20 protein-coding genes are annotated in these 20,066 nt (G+C 71.4%); 13 read left to right on the forward strand and 7 right to left on the reverse strand.

Translation table 11 applies throughout. The features are described from left to right. Positions 1–46: 46 nt before the first annotated feature. Positions 47–2,731: an ATP-binding protein gene (locus ACWEV3_RS35055; RefSeq protein ID WP_452618012.1), complete on the reverse strand. Its 2,685-nt coding sequence runs from the start codon at positions 2,729–2,731 to the stop codon at positions 47–49. Positions 2,732–2,883: 152 nt separating this feature from the next. Between ACWEV3_RS35055 and ACWEV3_RS35060 the strand changes: the two genes are divergently transcribed. The 6 genes from ACWEV3_RS35060 (at position 2,884) to ACWEV3_RS35085 (ending at position 7,814) form a co-directional block, all read left to right on the forward strand. Next, positions 2,884–3,831 (forward strand): GNAT family N-acetyltransferase, encoded by a 948-nt coding sequence (locus tag ACWEV3_RS35060; protein WP_452618013.1) that lies wholly within the window; start codon positions 2,884–2,886, stop codon positions 3,829–3,831. Positions 3,832–3,845: 14 nt separating this feature from the next. After that, positions 3,846–4,499: a CatB-related O-acetyltransferase gene (locus ACWEV3_RS35065; RefSeq protein ID WP_452618014.1), complete on the forward strand. Its 654-nt coding sequence runs from the start codon at positions 3,846–3,848 to the stop codon at positions 4,497–4,499. Continuing rightward, the gene (locus ACWEV3_RS35070; protein ID WP_452618015.1) at positions 4,496–5,404 is read left to right on the forward strand and encodes a Vgb family protein; all 909 of its coding nucleotides are present in this window, start codon (positions 4,496–4,498) and stop codon (positions 5,402–5,404) included. Before ACWEV3_RS35065 ends, ACWEV3_RS35070 begins: the two co-directional genes overlap by 4 nt. A gap of 146 nt (positions 5,405–5,550) precedes the next feature. Then, a complete protein-coding gene (locus ACWEV3_RS35075; RefSeq protein WP_358566770.1) occupies positions 5,551–5,898 on the forward strand; it encodes a YciI family protein in 348 nt (115 codons plus the stop codon). A gap of 325 nt (positions 5,899–6,223) precedes the next feature. Next, positions 6,224–7,273, forward strand: coding sequence for a polyprenyl synthetase family protein (locus tag ACWEV3_RS35080; RefSeq protein WP_452618016.1), 1,050 nt, complete (start codon positions 6,224–6,226; stop codon positions 7,271–7,273). Positions 7,274–7,352: 79 nt separating this feature from the next. Further along, positions 7,353–7,814, forward strand: coding sequence for a pyrimidine/purine nucleoside phosphorylase (locus ACWEV3_RS35085; RefSeq protein WP_452618017.1), 462 nt, complete (start codon positions 7,353–7,355; stop codon positions 7,812–7,814). A gap of 14 nt (positions 7,815–7,828) precedes the next feature. Here the strand turns inward: ACWEV3_RS35085 and ACWEV3_RS35090 are convergent, their stop codons facing one another. Continuing rightward, positions 7,829–8,368, reverse strand: coding sequence for a carboxymuconolactone decarboxylase family protein (locus ACWEV3_RS35090; protein WP_452618018.1), 540 nt, complete (start codon positions 8,366–8,368; stop codon positions 7,829–7,831). A gap of 58 nt (positions 8,369–8,426) precedes the next feature. Next, positions 8,427–9,848 carry an MFS transporter gene (locus ACWEV3_RS35095; RefSeq protein ID WP_452618019.1) on the reverse strand — a complete coding sequence of 474 codons (1,422 nt, stop codon included), beginning with the start codon at positions 9,846–9,848 and terminating at the stop codon, positions 8,427–8,429. A gap of 336 nt (positions 9,849–10,184) precedes the next feature. Between ACWEV3_RS35095 and ACWEV3_RS35100 the strand changes: the two genes are divergently transcribed. From ACWEV3_RS35100 to ACWEV3_RS35110, 3 genes are all read left to right on the forward strand, one after another. Beyond that, on the forward strand, positions 10,185–11,018 hold the full coding sequence (locus ACWEV3_RS35100) for a hypothetical protein (protein ID WP_452618020.1): 834 nt from the start codon (positions 10,185–10,187) through the stop codon (positions 11,016–11,018). Between the two features lie 81 nt (positions 11,019–11,099). Beyond that, positions 11,100–11,306: a heavy-metal-associated domain-containing protein gene (locus ACWEV3_RS35105; protein WP_452618021.1), complete on the forward strand. Its 207-nt coding sequence runs from the start codon at positions 11,100–11,102 to the stop codon at positions 11,304–11,306. A 13-nt stretch (positions 11,307–11,319) separates the two neighbouring features. Continuing rightward, entirely contained in the window at positions 11,320–11,562 is a 243-nt protein-coding gene (locus tag ACWEV3_RS35110; RefSeq protein ID WP_452618022.1) for a CDGSH iron-sulfur domain-containing protein, read from the forward strand. A 59-nt stretch (positions 11,563–11,621) separates the two neighbouring features. Here ACWEV3_RS35110 and ACWEV3_RS35115 read toward each other — a convergent pair whose 3' ends face one another. After that, positions 11,622–11,882: a hypothetical protein gene (locus tag ACWEV3_RS35115; RefSeq protein WP_452618023.1), complete on the reverse strand. Its 261-nt coding sequence runs from the start codon at positions 11,880–11,882 to the stop codon at positions 11,622–11,624. A 263-nt stretch (positions 11,883–12,145) separates the two neighbouring features. Here ACWEV3_RS35115 and ACWEV3_RS35120 point away from each other — a divergent pair, with 263 nt between their 5' ends. The 3 genes from ACWEV3_RS35120 to ACWEV3_RS35130 all read left to right on the forward strand — a co-directional run bounded on the left by ACWEV3_RS35120 (position 12,146) and on the right by ACWEV3_RS35130 (position 15,039). Then, a complete protein-coding gene (locus ACWEV3_RS35120) occupies positions 12,146–13,048 on the forward strand; it encodes an NADP-dependent oxidoreductase (protein WP_452618024.1) in 903 nt (300 codons plus the stop codon). A gap of 69 nt (positions 13,049–13,117) precedes the next feature. Further along, positions 13,118–13,705 carry an RNA polymerase sigma factor gene (locus ACWEV3_RS35125; RefSeq protein WP_452618025.1) on the forward strand — a complete coding sequence of 196 codons (588 nt, stop codon included), beginning with the start codon at positions 13,118–13,120 and terminating at the stop codon, positions 13,703–13,705. Further along, positions 13,702–15,039 (forward strand): hypothetical protein, encoded by a 1,338-nt coding sequence (locus ACWEV3_RS35130; protein WP_452618026.1) that lies wholly within the window; start codon positions 13,702–13,704, stop codon positions 15,037–15,039. Before ACWEV3_RS35125 ends, ACWEV3_RS35130 begins: the two co-directional genes overlap by 4 nt. 59 nt (positions 15,040–15,098) lie before the next feature. On the opposite strand, the gene ACWEV3_RS35135 is transcribed toward ACWEV3_RS35130, so the two are convergent. From ACWEV3_RS35135 to ACWEV3_RS35145, 3 genes are all read right to left on the reverse strand, one after another. Next, positions 15,099–16,301 carry a cytochrome P450 gene (locus tag ACWEV3_RS35135; protein WP_452618027.1) on the reverse strand — a complete coding sequence of 401 codons (1,203 nt, stop codon included), beginning with the start codon at positions 16,299–16,301 and terminating at the stop codon, positions 15,099–15,101. An 85-nt stretch (positions 16,302–16,386) separates the two neighbouring features. Next, on the reverse strand, positions 16,387–17,796 hold the full coding sequence (locus ACWEV3_RS35140) for an MFS transporter (RefSeq protein WP_452618028.1): 1,410 nt from the start codon (positions 17,794–17,796) through the stop codon (positions 16,387–16,389). A 161-nt stretch (positions 17,797–17,957) separates the two neighbouring features. Next, on the reverse strand, positions 17,958–18,926 hold the full coding sequence (locus ACWEV3_RS35145; RefSeq protein ID WP_452618029.1) for an SDR family NAD(P)-dependent oxidoreductase: 969 nt from the start codon (positions 18,924–18,926) through the stop codon (positions 17,958–17,960). 124 nt (positions 18,927–19,050) lie between these two features. Between ACWEV3_RS35145 and ACWEV3_RS35150 the strand changes: the two genes are divergently transcribed. Further along, positions 19,051–19,644, forward strand: coding sequence for a TetR/AcrR family transcriptional regulator (locus ACWEV3_RS35150; RefSeq protein WP_452618030.1), 594 nt, complete (start codon positions 19,051–19,053; stop codon positions 19,642–19,644). The last annotated feature ends 422 nt before the right edge of the window (positions 19,645–20,066 follow it).

Consider the following 20,066-nt stretch of genomic DNA (forward strand, 5'->3'; position numbering starts at 1 on the left):
CTCGGACGGCGGGCCTTTCCAGAGCTACGTGGGACTTCGGCGAGAATCAGCTGTCCGGCCGCACGACCGCGGCGAGTTCGCGGCGCGATCCGACGCCCAGCTTGGGATAGGCCCGGTAGAGGTGGTGGCCGACCGTGCGCGGGCTGAGGAACAGCTGGGCTGCGATGTCCCGGTTGGAAAGGCCTTGGGCGGCGAGCCGGACGATCTGCAGCTCCTGCGGCGTGAGCAGTGCCAGCACACCGGGACCTCGCCGCGCCGTCGTGGCCGCACCGCCCGCGGTCAGTTCGCCGTGCGCGCGCTCGGCCCACGGCCGGGCATCGATCTGGTCGAAGATCTCCAGCGCGGCTGAGAGTTGCTCGCGTGCCTCGGTTTTGCGGCGTGACCGGCGGAGCCACTCGCCGTGCAGGAGCCGGGTGCGCGCGTGCTCGAAGCCGCGGCTGTCGCGCTCGTGCAGTTCCAGAGCCCGGGTGAAGGTGTGCTCCGCCGGGGACAGGAGGGCGCGGCAGCGGTGCAGCAGCGCCTCGACCGCCGGCTCCGCAGCCCGCCGGGCCACCCGCTCGAAACGAGCCAGCGCCTCTGCCGCCAGCTGGTGGCGGCCGAGCCGCACTGCGGCTTCAACCAGGTCGGGCAGGCTGTGTTCGGCGGGCAATTGGTGCTGAGCGGTGCCGTCGAAGAGGACCATCAGCTCGTCGAGCGCCTCCTGCGCCCTGCCGCACCCCAGCTCGAGCAGTCCCAGCGCCCACCGGGCCCGGTGCACCCCGCCGCCCTCGTACTCCAACGCCCGCCCGGCCAGCCGGCGGCAGTCGTCCTGCGCGCCCCGGATGGCCAGCAGGTAGGCCTGCGCGCCGGCGGCGTGGCTGGCCCAGTGGTGCTGGCCGGTGGCCTCGGCGATGTCGAGCGCCTCGGCCGCGCTGGTCATCGCGCTGCGGTGATGACCGAGGAACGTTTGGGAGACGGCCATGTAGTAGAGGGCAGAGGGCATGATGCCCGCCCGGCCCTGGGCGCGGGCGTCGGCGGACACCCGCGCGGCCAGTTCCAGCGCCTGCCGGTCCAGGCCGCCCATCAGGGCGATGCCGCAGGTCATGAGCAGGTCCCTGGCATCGCGGGCAGGCGACTCGCCGACCTGCGCGATCACCTTGGCGAGTTCGGGAAGGCGCTCGGTGTCCGCGCCCATCGCCAGGGCGGACAGCCAGCGCTGCAGCTGAAGGACCGGCCAAGCGGGATCGTCGTCGGGCAGGTGGAGGCGATCGAGCTGCGCAGCGGCGGTGGTGGTCAGTTCGGGATCGGCGGAGAACCAGGTGGTGTGCAGGGCGTCCAGCATCATGGCGACCGCCTGACGCGGGTCGGTCTCGGTCAAGCGGGTGACTTCGGCCAGCTGGAGCCCCTGCGCCTCGTGCAGCAGGCCGAGGCCGGCCGCGGCGGTGGCATGCGCCCGGACCAGCGCCAGGCGGGCGTCAGGTGCACCCACTTGAGGCAGGACTCGCTCTGCCAACGCCCGGGCGCGCGACAGCTGGCCTGCCTCCAGAGCCGCCTCGGCCGCGCCGGCCAGCAGCAGCGTGCTCTCGTCGCTGTCCTCGGCCAGCTGTGCGGCTCGCTCGAAGGCTGCTGCCGCGGCCGCGTAACCCTTGCGCGCCGCGGCGAGTTTCGCGGTCCGGGCCAGCTCGGCGGAGACGCGGGCGTCGGGGCCGGTGGCGGCCGAGGCCAGGTGCCAGGCGCGCCGGTCGGGCTCCGCTACCGCATCGGCCAGCGACCGGTGGGCGCGCAACCGCTGGTCGAGCGGGGCGCCCTGGTAGACGGCGGCTCGGACAAGCGGGTGGCGGAAACCCAGGCGTTGGCCGGTCACGCGCAGCAGCCCCGCCTGTTCGGCCGGCGGCAGGTGTTCGACGCCCGCGCCCAAGCGCGCGGCCGCCTGCAGCACGACTCCCAGGTCACCGGTGTCGTCGGCGGCGGCGACCAGCATCAACGCCCTGGTGGGCGCGGACAGGCGGAGGGCTTGGGCGTGGAAGGCCAGCTGCAGGCGGTTGGTGAGCGGCAGCACGTCGGTCGCCTGGGCGGTGCGCAGGGCGGCGGGCAGCTCGATCAGTGCCAGCGGGTTGCCGCTCGCCTCGGCCAGGACGCGCCGCCGCACTTCGGGCTCCAGGTCGTGTTCCCGCTCGTCCACCAGGGCGGCGGCGTCGTCGGGTGACAGGTCGCCCAGGTGCAGTTCGGGCAGGCCAGGCGCGGGGAAGGGTGCATCGCCGGTGCGTGCGCCGAACAGCATGGCCACACCTTCGGCCCCGAGCCGCCGCGCGGCGAACAGCAGCGCCTCGGCCGAAGGCCGGTCCAGCCAGTGCGCGTCGTCGATGACGCAGAGCAGGGGAGCCCGTTCGGCGATCCCGGACAGGAGGGTCAGGACCGCCAGACCCACCAGCATGCGGTCGGTCGGCGGGCCGGCGCTCAGGCCGAAAGCGCCCTCCAGCGCTTGCCGCTGGGGACCGGGCAGCGTGGGCAGGTGTTCGCCCAGGACCGGGTGGAACAGCAGGTGGAGGCTGCTGAAGGAGAGTTCGGCCTCCGACTCGATGCCCAGGCCGCGCAGCACCGGCATGCCGCTGCGGGAGGCGATCTCGTCCAGCAGCGCCGTCTTGCCGATGCCCGGTTCGCCGCGGATCACCAGGGCTCCGCTGGCGCCGTTGCGGGCGGAGTCAAGCAGCCGCGTGACCGTCTCCAGCTCTGCCTGTCTCCCGTGTAGCACGGACGCCAGGCTATCCAAGGCGGATTTGCGCGGGCTCTCCGACTGATAGGGCGGGCGGTGCGGGACCGGCGATTACGTCATCGTTGCCGATTCGCGGGGGAGACCGGCGCACCTAGCGTGACATCTCGTGTTCGCGCACCGAAGGAGCCGCCTTGCCGTCCCCGATCCATATTCTTCCGCTGTCCTGGGTGTCGGCGGAGCAGGCGCTTTCCTGGCACGCCGTCCTGGCCGCCTCGTTGGAGCACGACCTGCCGGACCGGCCGCCGACGCCGAAGCAGGTGCACGCCCGGCTGACCACCGCCGGGCCGGACAGCCGTCGACTGCTCTGGCTGGCCGCCGAGCCGGACGGCTCGGTCGCCGGCGTGGCCGGGCTGCGGCTGTTCACGCGCCCGGGGCAGGAGCACGTGACCGAGCTGGAGCTCCACGTCCACCCCGAGCGGCGCCGCCGCGGCGTCGGCTCGCAGCTGCTGGCACAGGTGGTCTTCGCCGCCCAGGTGGAGGACCGGCGCAGCGTGCTCACCAGGGTCGCCGACGCGGGACCGGGTGCCGCTTTCTGCACCGCGCGGGGCTTCCGGCGCGTCCTGACCTCGCTGCACCTGCTGCTGAACCTGTCCGCGGCCGACGACAGCGCGGCGGACACCTCACATCCCGGCTATGAGTTGGCTTCCTGGACGGGCACCGTGCCCGATGGTCTGGCCGACACCTTCGCCGCAGCCAAGACCGCGATGCACGACATGCCTGCGGGCAAGCAGCGGGTACCGGCAGACCGCGGCGACAGCCTGCTGGTCGTAGCCGTGCTGTACGGGAAGACCATGGCCGGTTACACCGAGATCGTCATCCGGGACGAGGGCAAGCGGGCGCTGCAGCACGACACCGCGGTGGTGCCCGAGCACCGCGGGCGCGGGCTCGGCCTCTGGATGAAGGCCGCGATGGTGCGGCGGTTGCGGGCCGACCACCCCGATATCGCCGAGATCGAGACCGATCACGCCGAGGACGACGTCCGCATGCTCGCCGTCAACCGGCGGCTGGGCTTTCGCCCGCATCGCCGCAGCCACCAATACCGGCTGGGCGTGCAACAGGTGGGACCACCCGCCCCATGAGGAAGGACTTCGCGATGACTCCTGATCCGGCCACCGTCCACCCGCTGCCCGATCACGAGCGGGTCGTGTTCCTCGAACCGCTGATCGGTTCGCCGAAGATCACCGTGGGCGAGTACACGTACTACGACGACCCCGGCGGCGCGACCGGTTTCGAGCACCGCAACGTGCTCTACGGATACGGGCCGGAACGGCTGATCATCGGCAAGTACTGCGCGATCGCCACCGGAACCCGGTTCCTGATGGCCGGCGCCGACCACCCGACGATGGGCGTCTCCACCTTCCCGTTCACCATGTTCGGCGGCGAGTGGACCGAGCGGACCCTCGACATCGTCACCGGCATGCCCAGCCGCGGCGACACCGTCGTCGGCAACGACGTCTGGTTCGGCTACCAGGCGACCGTCATGCCAGGGGTGAAGATCGGGGACGGGGCGATCATCGCGGCCGGCGCTGTGGTGACCTCCGACGTGGCGCCTTACACGATCGTCGGCGGCAACCCGGCCAAGCCGATCCGGCGGCGCTTCGACGACGCCGACGTCGAGCGGCTGCTCCGCGCCGCGTGGTGGGACTGGCCCGTCGAACTCGTCACCGAGCACGCCCGGACGATCATGGCGGGCACTCCCGCCGATATCGAACGCATCGCACAGCAGCACAACGAGGAGGTCGCATGACATCGACCGTGCAGATCGAGCAGCAGGTCGTCTCCGACGAGGCCGGCGGCCCGTACTCGATCACCACCGGCCCGGACGGCGCCCTGTGGTTCACCATGGTCCGCACCGGCCGGATCGGCCGGCTGGTGCCGGGCGGCGAGCCGACGAGCCACCAGCTCGACCCGGACAGCGGGCCGACGATCATCGTCACCGGCCCGGACGGCGCGGTCTGGTTCACCGAGTACCAGGCGCACCGGATCGGCCGGATCACCACCGGGGGCGAGATCGCCGAGTTCGAACTGCCCACCCCGGAATCCGGGCCGTACGGCCTGGCCCCCGGCCCGGACGGCGCGCTGTGGTTCACGGAAACGGCCGCCGGCCAGATCGGCCGGATCACGCCGGACGGTCAGGTGCGGGAGTTCCCGCTGCCGATCGAGGGTGCTTTCCCGTCCGCGATCACCGCCGGTGCCGACGGCGCGATGTGGTTCACCATGAACATGGCCAACGCGATCGGGCGGATCGGCCTGGACGGCGAGGTCGCGGTCCACCCGCTGCCGACCGAGGCCGCCGGGCCGGTGGGCATCGCGGCGGGCCCGGACGGCGCGATCTGGTTCGTCGAGATCGGCGCGGGCCAGATCGGCCGGATCAGCACCGATGGCCGGATCGAGGAGTTTCCGCTGCTCGACCGCGCCGCCCGGCCGCACGCCATCACCACCGGACCGGACGGGGCGATGTGGTTCACCGAGTGGGGAGCCGGCCGGGTCGGCTCGATCACCGCGGGAGGCGTCATCGAGGTGCACGACCTGCCCACGTCCGGCTCGGAACCGCACGGCATCGCCCTCGGCCCGGACGGTGCACTGTGGACGGCGCTGGAAATCGGCGCCCTCGCCCGGATCGCCGCGCCCGCGGCCGAAAACCGCCGCTGAACGAGGAGATCGACGACCGCGACGAATTCGCCGGAATTTCTTCCGCGACCCCTGCTGCGGCAGTCGCGAGCGCCGCATGGCAGACCCAACGCCCGTGGCCCGACGGCGACACCTCCAGGCCGCACGGCCATCAGAAAGGAACACCCATGAAATTCGCACTCGTGATCTTCGAGACGGATGAGTCGCGCCGCCGGATCCAGGCCGACCGGGACGCGTACCGCAAGGCGTACGAGGCTTGGATCGGTCAGGTCGCGACGGCCGGCAAGCTCGTCGGCGGCGAGGCTCTCGAAACCGAGCACAACGCCCCGGTGACGGTGCGCAAGGCGGCCGACGGATCGTCGGCGGTCACCGAGGGGCCCGCGCACGGCGGCGAGGAGACCCTCGGCGGCTGGTTCGTGCTCGAGGTGGCGGACCGCGCGGAGGCCGTCGAGCTGGCCAAGGGGCTCCCCACCCCGGAGACGATCGAAATCCGCCCGGTCCTCGAATCCGCCTGAGCCGAACGCCGCATCCCTGCCGACCGGTCGTCCTCGACGGCGGGCAGGGATGCGGTGATCACTCCGCGTTCGCGTCGTCGCATTCGCCTACCGCCGGCGGCCGCTCCCGGCCAGGGGTTCCGGGAACGAAGGTGCCGGGCGGTCACGTCTCACACGTCCCCGCATCCCGATCTGGAACGACCTCTTCGGCCGAAAGTATGAGGCGCCGGGCCTCGTTTCCTGGCCGATCGGTCGATCTCGGTTGCCACTTCGGCCGATCTGACCGGCCTCTTTGGACACGTAACGTCGGTCAGGTCGGGATTTGAAACCAGGATCGAGGCCGATCATGACCACGCTGCCGGTCACCGCGAACACTGATCACGAGCTGCTGGCGAATGCCAGCCGACGGGCTCGCGAGCTCACCGAACCACTGCTGCGCGATGCCGTCGCACGGCTCGGGCCATCGCTCGGGGCGATCGGTTCCTACCATTTTCGTTGGCACTCGCGGGATCCCGCCGCCACTGGCAAGGCCATCCGGCCCACGATCGCCGTGCTCGCCGCGGAGACGGTCGGCGGTGAACCGTCGGTGGCGCTGCCCGCGGCCGCCGCTGTCGAACTCGTCCACAACTTCAGCCTGATCCACGACGACCTCATCGACGGCGACGTGCTGAGACGCGGTCAGCCCGCGGTGTGGAAGGAGCACGGGGTTCCGGCGGCGATCCTGCTCGGCGACGCCCTGCAGTCCGAAGCGTTCGCGATCCTGCTCGGCCAGGGCGGGGCGCACGCCGGTGCCGCAGTGGCCGGGCGGCTCGCCGCCTCGATGCGGGAGGTGGTCGTCGGCCAGGTCGAGGACATCCGGTTCACCGAACGGCCGTGGACGGGCGAGCTGGCGGTGGGCGTCGCCGAGTACCAGGCGATGGCCGAGGCCAAGACCGGCGCGCTGCTCGGCTTTTCCGCTTCGGCGGGCGCCCTGCTGGCCGGCGCGGACGCCGCGACGGCGGAGTGCTTCGACCACCTCGGCCGCAGCCTCGGGCTCGCCTTCCAGTGCACCGACGACGTGCTGGGCATCTGGGGAGATCCGGCGGCGACGGGCAAGCCGGTGCTCGGGGATCTGCGCGAGGGCAAGAAGACCTTGCCGATCATCGCCGCGCTGGCCGCTGAGGGCCCCGCGCGCGAGCGCCTGGTTTCGCTGGTCTGCGCCGAGGCGCGGACCGAATCCGACCTGAGGCTCGCTGCGGAGCTCGTCGAGGAGCTGGGCGGCCGGGAGTTCGCCGAACGCGAGGCCATGCGGCACCTCACGGGCGTCGCGGACTGCCTGGCATCGCTGCCGATGCCGGCGGAGATCCGCGCGACCTTCGAGGCGCTGGCCCGGTCCTTGATCGGCCGGACCCGCTGACCCGGACGCAGCCTCGACGCGCAGCGCCAACGGCCGCGAGGTCCCACGCCCGATCCGTGCCCAACGGCGCGGATCGGACGTGAGAAGCCGAGGCGCAGGGCAAGTTCACCGTCGGAGTCATGGAACCGGGGAGTGGACCTTCGAGGCGCCGACCCGGGAGTGGATGATCCTGACCCGCGGCTCCTGGGACGCCAAACTCCCGGGTTCGGAGGAGTGGAAGACCTTCAGCGAAGGCGATTCCTTCCAGATCGGGGGCAACGAGTCCTTCACGGTGCGCATCACGGACACCGTCGCCTACCTCTGCCCGTACACCTTCTCCCGGCCGGTGCGGTCTCGGCCTGCTGGTTCGCGGCGCCGTCGGGCTGATCGGCAGCGGTGCAGTGCCGGGCTTGCGCGCCGGGCGGGATGCGGGGATGGAACACGCCGGGACGTCGGTTCTCGAAGCGATCGACGACGTCCGCACGATCATGAACCGGACTGGCCGTCCCGGATCGTCCGCGCGGGCCTGGCCCTGGGAGTCGGCGTCATGCCCGGGACATGACGCCGACTCCCGGGTCAGCGCGCGGTGATCTCCTCGGCGGGTGCCGGTTCGATGCCGGCGACGAGGTTGAAGGTGCCGGTGAGCTGGTTCAGGGCGACCAGCCCGACGACGTCGGCGATGGTGCGCTCGGTCCAGCCGTGGGCGGTGAGCGCGGCGATGTCGTCGTCGCCGATCGTCGAGGGTTCGGCCACCACGTTCACGACAAAGGCGAGCAGCGCGGCCTCCCGGGGGTCGGCCGAGGTGCCCTGGCGGGCCAGGGCGATGTCGGTGTCGCCGAGGCCGAGGGACTTCGCGGCGTCGGTGTGCGCGGCCAGGCAGGATGCGCAGCCGAGCCATTCCTGCACCGCCAGCGAGACCTTCTCGCCCAGCGCGGCGGGCAGCTTGGTCCGCTTCATCGCGCGGGAGAACGACAGGTAGCCGGTCAGCAGCGCGGGCGAGTGCGCCATGGTGCGGACCATGTCGCCGGCCGCGCCGTGGCGGCCGATGATCTCCGCCAGCAGTTCGCTGGACTTGGCCGGTGCTTCGGCGGGTTCGAGCGGTTTGAGACGTCGCATGTGGTGCTCCGGGGTTCGGGGCCGCCGCCCGTCTCGCGAGGCGGGCGGCGGCAGGTGGTCAGGCGCTCGCGGTCTGGGGCTTGGTCGCGGAACGCTTGCCGCGCAAGCTCATCCCGGCGATGAGCGCACCGGCGATCGCGATGCCGGCGGCGCCGACGAAGGCGGCCGAGACGCCGCTGGTGAGCGCGGCGGGATCGCCGATCCGGTCGACGCCCCGCGACGTCGCCAGCGCCGTCATCGCGGCCAGGCCCAGGGCCGACCCGATCTGGTAGCTGGTGTTGACGATTCCCGAGGCCAGCCCGCCCTCCTCGGGGCGGGCGGCGGAGATGGCGGTGCCCAGCGAGGGGACGAACGCCAGCGCCATGCCCGCCGCGGCCACCAGCGAAGCGGGCAGCACATCGGCCGCGTAGCTGCCGTCCGGTCGCACCAGGGCCAGCCACCCCAGCCCGAGTGCGAGCAGCACCAGGCCCGACACGATCATCGGCTTGACCCCGAAGCGGGCGGCCAGCTTCGGCGCGATGACGATCATCAGCAGCATGATGACCGTGGTCATCGGCAGCAGCGCGGAGCCGCTGGCGAAGGCGCCGAGGCCGAGCACCTGCTGCAGGTAGAGGTTCAGGAAGAACCACATCGGGATCCACGCCGCACCCAGCAGCAGCTGCGCGATGTTGGCCGCGCCGAGGTCCGGGGTCCGGAAGATGCCGAGCCGGACCAGGGGCGTGCGGCGCTTGGCCTGGACGACCACGAAAGCCGCCAGCAGCGCGACCGCCGCGACCAGGCCGACGACGGTTTCGGCGGAACCCCAACCGGTTTCGGGCGCGCGGACGATGGCGTAGACCGCGACGGCGAGCCCGCCGGTGGCCAGGAACGCGCCGAGCAGGTCAGTGGAACCGCGCTGTGCCGAACCGGCGGGCATCAGGGCGGGGGTGAGCGCGAGCGCGAGCACCGCGATCGGGATGTTCAGGTAGAAGACCCACGGCCAGCTCAGGTATTCGGTGATCACACCGCCGAGGAAGACGCCGGCGGTTCCGCCGGCCGGGGCGGCGGCGCCGTAGAGCGCGAGCGCCTTGCCGAGTTCCTTCGGCGTTGCGCCGAAGAGCATCATCAGCAGCGTCAGCGCGGACGGTGCGATGAGCGCGGATCCCGCGCCTTGCAGCGCCCGCCCGGCCAGCTCGACCCACGCCGTGCCGGCGGCCCCAGCGACGGCGGAGCCGGCGAGCAGCACGAGCCAGCCGGCGGCGAACATCCGGCGCGCGCCGAGCAGGTCGGACAGCCGGCCGCCGAGCAGCAGCAGGCCGCCGAAGGCGATGACGTAGGCGTTGAACACCCACGAGAGGTTCTCCTGGGAGAAGCCCAGATCCGCCTGCATCCGCGGCAGGGCGACGCCGATGATCGAGGTGTCCATGATCACCATGAACTGGGCCAGGGCGATGAGCGCGAGCGCCCACCACCTGCGCGGCGATCGGGTTGGTGCGGACATGTCAGGACTCCTCGCGTGATTCGAATGATCGGGTACTGGTACCCCCTAGGGGTATAGACGAGTGGGGTCGGGATGTCCAGCCCGCGTCGATCGCCGATGGGGTGCGACGGGTGGCCCGGCCCGAGTCCTGTTCGATCCGGATCTTCTGTTGGGGCGTGGGGTTTCGGCGCGTGACCTCGATGAATCGCCTTGCCGTTCGGTCGGGTGCCGTCTCGATCCACATGTACCCCCGAGGGGTATGTCGTGGATCACGTTGCATCCCGCGTTGATCGTTTGGCATAGTTCTCGGTGTTCGAGAGATACCCCTAGGGGGTATATGAGAAGGAGGCGGCGACGATGAACGCGTCGGCGAATGTCGGTCACCACCAGCACCACGTCCACCAGGGTCACGCGGCCGGTCACCAGCACCACGGCCAGCACGGTCACGCGGCCGGTCATCAGGGCCACGGGGCGGGGGGTGTGCCGCAGGGGCTGCAGATCGCGAAGGACGGGTACGCCTTCGCGCCGGAGACGACCCGGTTGGCGGCGGGCGACGTCGCCGACTACCGGTTCCGGATCCTCGGGCCCGACGGCGCCGCGCTGACCTCGCTGGCCGAGGTGCACGGCAAGAAGATCCACCTCATCGTCGTCCGCCGGGACCTCATCGGGTTCTGGCACGTGCACCCGGTCGAGGTGGGCGGCGGCGCCTGGTCGGTGCCGCTGGAGCTCGCGGAAGCCGGGGAGTACCGGGTCTTCATCGACTTCCAGCCGGAAGGCGGGCCGGCGCTCACCCTCGGTGCGGACCTGGCGGTCGCCGGCGACTACCGGCCGCGCCCGGTGCCGGAGGTCGCCGCCGTCTCGGTGGTCGACGGCTACGAGGTCGAGCTCGGCGGAGAGCTGGTCGCCGGCCGGGCGAACCCGCTCACGCTCGTGGTGCGGCGCGACGGCGTGCCGGTCACCGACCTGCAGCCGTACCTCGGCGCCTACGGCCACCTGGTCGCGCTCCGGCTGGGAGACCTGGCGTACCTGCACGTCCACCCGGACGGTTCGCCGGAGGACGGCGTGACCCGGCCGGGGCCCGAGGTCGCGTTCCACGCGGAGGTGCCGGGTCCGGGCACCTACCGCTTGTTCCTCGACTTCAAGCACGCGGGGAAGGTTCGCACCGCGCAGTTCACCGCCCTCGCCGAGTAGTCCGCCGATATACCCCCTGCAGGTATTGTTGATACCCTGCCGGGGTACTGATCAAGTTCGTTCCCAGAAGAGGAGATCCGAATGAGTGAGAGCACCTTCGTCGTCGAGGGCATGACGTGCTCGGGCTGCATGAGCAAGGTGACGTCCGCGGTCACGGGCGTCGAGGGCGTCACCGACGTCGACGTGGACATCAGCAACGGCGAGCTCACGGTCGTCAGCGCCTCGCCGGTCGACCCGGACGCGATCCGCAAGGCCGTCAACGAGGCCGGATACCAGGTCGCGAGCTGACGGCGGCGAATCGATGAGCGATCCGACCCCGGCCGAGCCGCCCGTGGTGATCAAGACCGTGGACAACGGGCCGTACCAGGTCAAAGGACCGGTCAAGATCGTCGACCACGCGAACAACACCTACGAGCTCGGCCCCGGCCGCACCCGGCTGCTGTGCCGATGCGGGCTCTCGGCGAAGAAGCCGTTCTGCGACGGATCGCACGCGCGGGAAGGATTCTCCGCGGCGGAGCGGGCCGGCGAGAAGGCAGCGGAGTAGGGGCGAAAGGCCGGTGGCGGAACGAGTGCCACCGGCCTTTCGCAGAAAGCGCCACGCGGTCAGGGCGTCGCGGAATCCGCCGTGCCCCTGGAGAGGTGGCGGGCCGGCCCGAGGACGATGGCGATCAGCAATGCGATCACGGCATACGACGGGAGCCAGCAGGCCGCCGCGGCCGCGACACCGAGGGCCGCGACTCCGATGGGCTGCGCGAGCCAGCCGGTGCCGGTCTCGACGCGGAAGTAGATCGCCTGCGACAGCACGTAGACCGTCGGCCCAGCGGCCGCCGCCCAGCACCAGATGCGGAGTTCGGGGCCGAGCACCGCACAAGGGCTGCATCTGAAACGACGCCGCGCAAGTGACTGTCCATTCCAGACACGTCACGCCCGTTCCTGGGCACCTCTTGGAGTTCGTTTCAGCACGGCTCCGCCCGCCTCATCCCGAAGGCGCCCAATGCCCGGCACCGATGGCGGTTTCGCGCGAAACCGGCGCCCGGTGCTCCGGACGACCACGTCCCGCACGTGCCCGCGCACCATTCTGAAACGACCTCTTAGTACGTTGGAGGGGACGGCGAAGAGGAGTGGGCATGCGGGCGTACGGATTTTCTGCAGCGGGTGGGCCGGAGAAGGAAACCTTCCTCGATGTCCCGGTGCCTGTTCCTGGCCCGGGCGAGCTGCTCGTCCGGGTGCGCGCGGCGGGCGTGAACCCGGGCGACTGGCGGCTTCGCGAGGGCTCCTACGGCGTGGCCGGGCCCGCCGTGCTGGGTCGCGAAGTGGCGGGGACCGTCACCGCGCTCGGATCCGGGGTCGAGGGGTTCTCGGTCGGCGACGAGGTGTTCGGCGGTTGCCCCGGGATGGTCGGCGGCTGGGCCGAGCAGGCGCTGGTCACCGCTTCGTTCGCGGCGCATCGACCGGACGAGGTGTCGCCGGAGGAGGCCGCGGTGCTGCCCGTGGCGGCCGGTACCGCGCACGACGCGCTGGAGGACCTCGGCCTGGATGCCGGGGCGACGCTGCTGGTCAACGGGGCCGGCGGCGGCGTCGGGATTCCGGTCGTGCAGCTCGCGCGAGCCCGAGGGATCAACGTCGTCGGGGTCGCCAGCCCGGCCAAGCACGAGTTGGTCGCGGGATTCGGGGCCGTCCCGGTCGCCTACGGCGACGGTGTGCTGGATCGGGTGCGCGCCGCCGCGCCGGGCGGGGTCGATGCCGTCTTCGACCTCGTCGGTGGCGAGGCCCTTCGCACCGTGGCGGGTCTGGTCGCGGACCGCTCCAAGCTGCGCTCGGTGGCGGACAAGCCGTTGGCCCGCGAGCTCGGCGGCGGGGAGGTCGAACGGGACCGGAGCACGGCCGTCCTCACCGAGCTCGCCCGGCTGGTCGCGACGAAGGCGTTGGACCCACACGTCACGCAGGTCCGGCCGCTCGACGAAGCCGGCGAAGCCCTCGCCCAGGTCGAGAACGGGCACGCGGTCGGCAAGATCGTCCTCGTTCCCTGAGCGGACCGCCTCCCCTCCGGTCGACCGCGACAACACTTCCGCCGTTGCCGGCCACTGAGGGGTGTGACCATGCAATGGACCGGAGCGAGGTCGTCGGCGGAGTCAGCCGACGGCCTCGAAGACGGTGACCTCTGGGCGCGCGCGGCACGCGACGACGACGGGGCATTCGGCGTCCTGTTCGAGCGGCACGTGCAAGCGGTGTGGAACCACGCCTACCGGCTGACGGGTTCCTGGAGCGCCGCCGAAGACCTCACGTCGAACACCTTCCTCATCGCCTGGCGCAAGCGCGCCGAGGTCGTCCTGGTGCGGGACAGCCTGCTGCCGTGGCTCTACACGGTGGCCGGGAACCTCGCGCGAACGGAGCGCCGGGGAGCGAGCTGGCGGTTGCGGCTGCTGCGCCGGATTCCCGAACCGGACGTGGTGTCGGACCACGCCGACGCCGTCGCCGACCAGCTCGACGGCGAGGTGCGGCTGAAGCAGGTGATCGATGCCGTGCGCACGCTGCCGCGAGCGCAGCGGCAGGTCGTCGAGCTGTGCCTGCTCGGCGACCTGTCGATCGCGGATGCGGCGGCGCTGCTCAAGGTCGCCGAGGTGACCGTTCGTTCGCATCTGTCCCGGGCGAAGGCCCAGCTGCGCGACCTGGTGGAGGAGAAATGAACGACGAGCCACGGCTTCCCCCGCGACGAGAACTCCCGCCCGAGGTCCGCGCCCGGTTGCGCGGCAGGGTCGAGGCCGGGATGTCGGCGCGCCACCGCGGCCGGGTGGTGGCGGCTTCGGCCGCGGTCGTCCTGCTCGCCGCCGGTGCCGTGATCGGTGTGCAGGTCGCCCGCTCGCAGCTCGTCGAGACGCCCGCCGCCGCGCCGCCCGACGCCACGACCAGGACGCTCGACCGGTGCTGGGACGCGGTTCGCGCCGCGGGCAAGACCGGCCAGGTGCCGGATCGGAGCGAATGGGTCGACGCGTCCATCACGGCGCAGGGCGACGATGTCGTCGCCGCGTTCACCGCGGGCGGCAAGCCCGTTTTCTGCGAGACGACGTCGACGACGGTGACGATGTCCGACCCGAACGCGGAACCCTCCTACTCCGCCGGAAGCCGCACCGCGCTGCTGCTCCACACCAGCACCGGGGTGGCCGCCGGCGTCGCCGATCCCACATGGCCCCGGATCATGCTGTCCATGCCGGACGGCTTGGGTGTTTCGGAGAGCGACGTCGCGACGGACACGCGGCAGTTCACCAGTTTCACGCTGACGAACCCGGCGACCACCCGGCTCTGGGCGCAACGGCTGGACGAGTACAAGCCGGAACAGCCGGGCCGGGGCAAGGCGGAGCCGTCGGGTCAGGGCGAACCGGAACAGCCGGGTGAGGGCGCGCCTGAGCAGCCGGGGCGGGGCGAGCCGGGGCAGCCGGGTAGGGGCGCGGAGAGGGTCATCTGGCCCCGCGCCGAACTGCCCGCGCCGCCGGCGCCGCTGCTCAGCCTGATCGACCGCGCCGGGGACCGGACTTCTCCGGCGGGCAGGGCACTCGGCGAATGCCTGGCCGGGCTCGCCGAGCCGCCTGCCGACCGGGACGGCTACCAGCCCGGCGTCCTCGTCGAGGACGGGCCGTACCGGGTGGTGCTGGGCCGGACCGCGCAGCACGCGGTGGCCTGCACCACGGAGCCGGATCCGGCCAACCCCGCGGGCAAGATCCACCGGCTGCACACCGACACCTTCGTCGGCCAGTCCATCCCGGTTCGCCGCCTCGCGGTGCCCGGATTGGGCAAAGACGGCGGGAAGATCGCGTTCGTGGGCATCGTGCCCCCGTCGGGCGCCTCCATGATCGCCGACTTCTCGCTGGGGCAGCCGTCAGACGTGCCGGTCGCGAACGGGACGTTCGGGATGTGGCTGCCGGAAGGGGCGAAGCCCGTCTCCCCGGACGACGGCACCACGTGGGTCCTCGCACGGGACGGCGAGCAGAAGCCGTTGTTCAACGGGTACGTGCAGATGAAGTGATGGGGAAGTGTCCCGGGCGGACGGCTTTTCGAAGCCGCCCGCCCGGTTTCCGCCGGAGCTCACCAGGTGACGGGCAGCTCCCGCACCCCGTAGAAGACCGCATCCTGTTTGAACACGAGCTGTTCCGGTGGTACGGCCAGCTCCAGAGTCGGTATGCGCCGGTAGAGGGTGCCGTACACGACCTGCAGCTCGACCCGGGCCAGCGCGTGGCCGAGGCAGTGGTGCGCGCCGTGACCGAAAGCGACGTGGTGGCGGGCTTTTCGGCGGACGTCGAGCACATCGGGGTCCGGGAACGCCGCGGGATCCCGGTTGGCGGTGCTCTTCACCGCGATGATGCCTTCGCCCGCGCGGATGGTCTGCCCGCCGATCTCCAGATCCTCCCGTGCGACGCGGCGGGCCTCGGTGTGCGTGATGGACAGGTAGCGCAGGAGTTCCTCCACCGCGTTCGCCACCAGCGCGGGATCGTCGCTGTCCCGGACCGCGTGGAACTGCTCCGGGTGCGTCAGCAGCGCGGCGGTGCCCAAGGCGATCATGCTCGCGGTGGTGTCGTGCCCGGCGACCAGGAGGAGCTGTCCCAGCACGGAGATCTCGCGCCGGGTCATCTCCCCGGTCCGGTAGTGCTCGACGGCCAGCTTGCTGATCAGGTCCTCGCCCGGCTCGGCGTCCTTCGCGACCACCAGCTCCTCCAGGTAGGCGTTCAGCTCCTCGCTGGCGGCCAGGGCGCGCAGGGGATCGGACTCGTCCATGACGAGCGTGCGGGCCACCTCCTGGAAGAAATCGCGGTCTGCGTAGGGCACGCCGAGCAGCTCGCAGATCACCTGCGAGGGGATCGGCAGCGCGAGGGCCTCCACGATGTCCACGGGTTTCGGGCCGGCGAGCAACGCGTCGACGAGCTCGTCGGCGATCCGCTGGATGCGGGGCCGCAACGCCTCGATCTTCTTCGGCGTGAACTCCGGGGTCAGCAACCGCCGCTGGGCGGTGTGCTCGGGCGCATCCATCTGCATCAGCGTCTTCATCTGCGCGTCCCGCGCCTTGCTCACCGCGTTGGTGTGCGGGAAACCGGGCTGCGCGACATCGACGCTGACGCGGGGATCGACCAGCAGCGCCCGGACATCCGCGTAGCGGGTGACCAGCCACGGCGTGCTGCCATCCCACAGCCTCACCCGCGACACCGGCGCCCGTTCCGCCAGCCCGGGCGCCGGATCGAACGGGCACCCCTGCGCGCGGTCCATCGGGAACATCGGAACCTGTGCGTCGTTCATAGAACTTCCTCGTGTCGGGTGGTCATGTGTTGTCGGCTTGGTCATCAGTGGGCGTCCGCCTTCTCCGCCGCAATTTCAATGGAAATCAGAGCTCTGATTTCCATTGAAATTGCGGGCGGCGCGCGACGTCGTTGGCGCGTCGCGCGGTGAAGATCCCGAGCGCGGCGATGGCGGTGAACCCGATCAGGAGGAAGCGGGCGGACGCGACCATCGACGGCGCGCCCAGGTTGACCAGGAGTCCGGCGACCGCCGCGCCGAAGGCGGTCGACATCGTCAGCACCGTCGCGATCGCGGCGGCGGTTTTCCGGCCCTCACCGGGATCATCGGTGCTGGCCATGGCGGCGACGGACAGGTGCGGCATGGCGATGCCGATTCCCGCGCCACCGGCGACGAGCACGGGCAGCCACGCGAGGACCACGAGCAGCGGCGCGTCGTCGTGCTGCAGCAGGGCGAGCACGGCGAACCCGGCGGCGAGTGCGGCCGGGCCGGCGACCTGGAGCCGCCGGATCGTCCGCTCCCGGCTCGCCGAGGAGCTCGCGATCTGGCTCGCCGACCAGCCGAAAGACAGTGCTGCGGCGAAGAATCCCGCCGCCACGGGCGGCAGCCCACCCAGGTGCTGGCCGAACAGCGGCAGGAACGTCTCCACGGCGACACCGGATGCGAGCAGCACGATGGTCAGGAAGACCCACCGCAACGCCGAGCCGGACTGGAACGTCGAACGCGGCAGGACCCGCACCTCCGCGCGCCTCTCCGCCACCAGGAACGCCAGGACCAACGCGAGTCCCAGCAGGATGAACGCCGTCATCGCGGCGGCGTTCGAGAGGATGCCGGCGACGCTCACCGCACCCACGGCCGCGACGACCAGCACCAGCGAGCGCACCGGTACCGGGGTCGCGTGCTCGTCCCGTCCGCTTCGCGGGAGCGCCTTGGGCACGAACGCCGCCATCACGACCGAGACGACGGCCAGCACCACGAAAGCCAGCCGCCACGAACCGAACTGCGCGAACAGCCCGCCGAGCGCCGGGCCCACGAAGTTGCCGACGCCGAACATCGCGGAGACCAACGCGCTGCCGCGCGACCACAGGTGGGATGGCAGCGCCGAGCGGATCATGGCGAATCCCAGGCCGGTCAGCAGTCCGGCGCCGAGGCCCTGGATGCCGCGGCCGACCAGCAGCACGGGCATCGCCGGGGCCATCGCGCAGACCAGTGAACCGCCGGCGAAGACGCCGAAGCCGATCAGGTAGGAGCCGACATCGCCGCGCTGGGAGAGCAACCGGCCCACGAACATCGTCGCGACCACCTGGGCGATCAGGAAGGCCGTCATGTTCCATGCGTACAGCCGCTCGCCGCCGATGTCGCCGACCGCCGTCGGCAGCAGGCTCGCCGCCACGTAGATGTTCACCGCGCCGACGAGCACTCCGCCGGCCAGCACGACCGCGGTGCTCAGATGACCGCCGAGCTCCCGCCACGACCCGGTATCCCGAGTGTTTTCCACGCGCTTTTCCTCACTGTTGAGCGATTGGCGCGTGCATCATGCCGGGCCGGGAACACCCGGTAAACGGACAAAACAGACGTGAAATGCGTCACATCTTCTTGAGGTCGCTCGCGATGGGTGAGCATTCGCGAACTGTCCGATGTCGACGGACCAGGGCGGGCTCACCGCCCGTGCTTCGCCGGTCCTGGAACGGCTTCGAAGGGGTCGATGCCGGTGAGGTCCACGCTGGCGGCCCACACGCCTGCGGCGAGCGCGGCGTCGGCGAGCGGCCCCTGAACGGCTTCGCTGCGCGGCTCGCCGCGAAGCCCGAAGATGCGAGGCCCCCACAGCTGGCCACCGCGAGCGGATGGATCCAGGGCCGCTCGAACGGCGGGCCATGCGCCGGCTTCCTTGCCCTGCAAGGCGAGACCGGCGGGCAGCCCCCGCAACCGCTGACCGGTGGTCCGGATGTGGACGGGCGGCCGGGAAGGGGTGAGGGAGTCGAGCGCGCCACCGGGGTGGTTCACCACGCTCAGCGCCGCCCCGCCGGTGGCGCGCAGGCGGCGGTCGAGCTCGAAGCCGAACAACATCTGCGCGAGCTTCGACCGCGCGTAGGCGCGTTTGGGTTCGTAGTCCCGTGTGCTCTGCAGGTCGGCGAGGTCCAGGCTCGCCGACTTCGCCACGAAGCTGCCGGTGGTGACCACGCGGCCCGCGCGTGCGGTGAGCAGTGGCGCCAGGTGGCCGACCAGCAGGAAGTGCCCGAGGTGGTTGGTGGCGAACGTCAGCTCGTGGCCGTCCTCGGTCGCCTGGCGCTGCGGCCCGTCCAGCAGCACCCCGGCGTTGCAGACGACCGCGTCGAGCCCGTCCGCGTCGAGCCCGTCCGCGGCGGACTTGATCGAGGAGAGGTCGGAGAGGTCCAGGCGGAGGTGGTGCACGCGCGCATCGGGGATCCGGGACCGGATCGATGCCATCGCGGCGTTCGCCTTGGCGCCGTTGCGGCTGCCGAGGACGACGGTCGCCCCGGTGCCGGCCAGCTGTTCGGCGGCGAAGTACCCGATCCCGGCGTTTCCGCCGGTCACCAGGAAGGTCTTCCCATCGGCGCGCGGTGGTCGGCGGACGTCCCACGGCGCGGTCTGGGCGGTGGGCGGCATGGCGGCTCCGGTGGGCTCGGTTTCGGGGTGCGGTGTCGCGCCCCGTCCCAGTAAATCGAAGTCATTCCGACTTTGCAACGACTTCGATTTTGGAGTCGCTCCTGCTCGTCGGTAGCATCGAGGCATGGCACAGACTCCGGCGCGGGTGTCCGACCGGCGCGAACGCAAGAAGGCCGCCACCCGCCAGGCGCTCTCGGCGGCCGCGCGCCGGCTGTTCCTGGAACGGGGCTTCGACAAGGTCACCGTCGCCGAGATCGCCGACACCGCGGACACGGCGGTGTCGACGCTGTTCGCGCACTTCCCCGGTGGGAAGGAAGCTCTGGTCCTGGGCGACGCCGGAGAGCGCGAGGCGGCCCTGGCGGCGGCCGTTCGCAACCGCCCGGAGGGCGGTTCGATCCTGGACGCCCTGCGCGACTTCCTCGCCACGCGAGGCCCTTTCGTCCCCGACCCCGAACCAGAGGCCCGGCGAGTCGCCGAACTCGTGGTAGCCACCCCGGCTCTGCGCGCCTACGCCCGGACGTTGTGGACGAGCTGCGAAGCCGCGCTAGCCCGCGTCATCGCCGAGGAAACCGGCCGCGACGCCGACGACCTCGCCCTGCGCCTGCTGGCCCGCTACGTCCTGGAAATTCCCGATCTCGCGGGCGCTGAAGCCGACCCGCGAGCGGCCCTGGACATCGCGTTCTCCCACCTCGCGCGCGGCTGGCCCGACCTGCCCTGAGCCGAACCTCGACAGTCGGCACCCGGCATTTCCCGCAGAACATCGGTCTCCGTACGTCGTAGTCCCTTGTGGACGTGATCTCGTTCCCGCTCGGCTGCTCTTGCATCCTGGATGTCAAGTGGGCTTTCCAGAAAGGCTTCGGGAGAGCTCCTCCCGAATGCGCCCGGCCCCTGGCACAAGTGGCGGTTTCGCGCGAAACCGGCGTCCGGCCCCACGTGGAATGGCGGTTTCGCGCGAAACCGGCGTCCTTCGTCCCAAGTGGCCGCGTCCCACACGTGACCACACCACGATGCGAAGCGGCCCCCGGGGCGGTGCGCGTCGCGCGGATTATCGGCTCTGGCTATAAGCGTGACTCGGGATTCGGCCTTGTTGGTGCCGCCGATCGCCGGTGGAGTTGTTGCTGCGCAGCGCTTGTCAACGAG

The sequence above is a fragment of the Saccharopolyspora sp. NPDC003752 genome, from assembly GCF_053605825.1.